The following is a 1,645-nucleotide window of genomic DNA, read 5'->3' as shown; positions in this document are numbered from 1 at the left end:
GTCACGGTTCGTGCTGGCCGCCGCGACCCTCGCCATCGGCGGCGTCCTGGCGCTCTGCGTCGCCGCTCTCTGGCTCACCACAACCTTGAGTACGGTCCCGCGCGCCACCTTCGACAGCGTCCACATCGGACAGAGCGCCACCGAGGTACGCGCGCTGCTGCCCGACGACGGAGTCACCGGCGCGGTGGGCGGCCGGCCCGTGCCCGGCGCCACCTGCGAGGATCATCACGCCGCCGTGCTGGAACAGTTGGCCGTGGTGACCGGGCAGGACCTGATCTACCGGTTCTGCTTCCGCGACGGCACACTGGTCGACAAGCAGGAATTCCTCGACCAACGGTCCTGACCGCCCGACGACGAGAGCGCCTCCGTGACCGACCTCATCCGCGTCCTGCTGGCCGACGACGACCGGCTCATCCGCACCGCGATCGACGCCATCCTGCGCACCACCGACGGCGTCGAGCTGGTCGCCCAGGCCGCCGACGGCCGCGCGGCGGTCGAGCTCACCGTGCGGCACCGGCCGGACGTCGCGCTGCTCGACATCCGGATGCCCGTGCTCGACGGGCTGGCCGCGCTGCGGGAGATCCGCCGGGTCGCGCCCGAGGTGCGCGTCGTCGTGCTGACCACCTTCGGCGAGGACGAATACGTCACCGAGGCGTTGCGCGCGGGAGCGGCCGGCTTCCTGCTCAAGGAGTCCGCCGTCGACGAACTGCCCCAGGCGATCAGGGCCGCCGCGGCCGGGGCCGCCTTCCTGTCGCCGAAGGTCACCCGGCAGGTGCTCGACGGGCTGCCGGCCGCGCCCGTCGCCGCGGCCGAGGAACTGCGCAAGGTCGCCACCTTGAGTGAGCGTGAACGTGAGGTGCTGGTGCTGCTGGCCCAGGGCCTGTCCAACGCGGAGATCGGCGCCCGGCTGTGGGTCAGCGAGGGCACGGTGAAGACCCACCTGTACCGGGTGTTCGCCAAACTGGACTGCGACAACCGGGTGCGCGCCGCGATGCTCGCCCAGCGGGCCGGCCTGCTCGGCTGACGACCTGGGACCGACCGGTCGTCAGGTGTTGCGGGCGGCCGCGAAGGCGCCGTCGCCCTCGAAGACCAGCTTCGCGAAGCGGTCGCCCATGAGGCGGTGGGTGGCCGCGTCCGGGTGCAGCCGGTCCGGCAGCGGCAGCTCGGCGGAGTCGGCCTCGCCGTAGAGGTCGAGCCCGCTCAGGTGATGCAGGTGCGGGTCGGCGGCGGCGCGTTGCGCCACGATGCGGGCCAGCTCGTCGCGGATGACCCGCAGCGTCAGCTTGCCCGCGGCGCGCTCGGCCGGATCGCCGGTGGCGACGAACTTGACCTGGCCCTCGCGCAGGGCGTCGAGGTCGAAGGCGCCCGGGCCGGGGGTGTCCTCGTGGATCGGGCAGTAGATCGGCGAGGTGACCAGCAGGGGAGTGCGGGGATGACCCTCCCGGATGGTGTCGAGGAAGCCGTGCACGGCCGGGATGAAGGCGCGCAGCCGCATCAGGTCGGCGTTCACCAGGTTGATGCCGATCTTGACGCTGATCAGGTCGGCCGGGGTGTCCCGCAAGGTGCGTGCGGTGAACGGGTCGAGCAGGGCGCTGCCGCCGAGACCCAGGTTGATCAGCTCCACGCCGCCCCGGGCGGCGGCGAG

2 protein-coding genes and 1 pseudogene are annotated in these 1,645 nt (G+C 72.6%); 2 read left to right on the top strand and 1 reads right to left on the bottom strand.

Annotated elements, in window-relative coordinates:
- Positions 1-343: hypothetical protein (locus AB0C29_RS47295; protein WP_360834782.1), on the top strand; the 343-nt coding region annotated here is incomplete at its 5' end.
- 24 nt (positions 344-367) lie between these two features.
- The gene (locus AB0C29_RS47290; protein WP_360834780.1) at positions 368-1,024 is read left to right on the top strand and encodes a response regulator transcription factor; all 657 of its coding nucleotides are present in this window, start codon (positions 368-370) and stop codon (positions 1,022-1,024) included.
- Between the two features lie 21 nt (positions 1,025-1,045).
- Here AB0C29_RS47290 and AB0C29_RS47285 read toward each other — a convergent pair.
- Positions 1,046-1,645: pseudogene (locus AB0C29_RS47285) on the bottom strand (lipase); the annotation flags it as partial.

Source organism: Actinoplanes sp. NPDC048791, assembly GCF_040650095.1.
Classification (GTDB): Bacteria; Actinomycetota; Actinomycetes; order Mycobacteriales; family Micromonosporaceae; genus Actinoplanes.
This window is presented reverse-complemented; position numbering and strand designations above follow the sequence as displayed.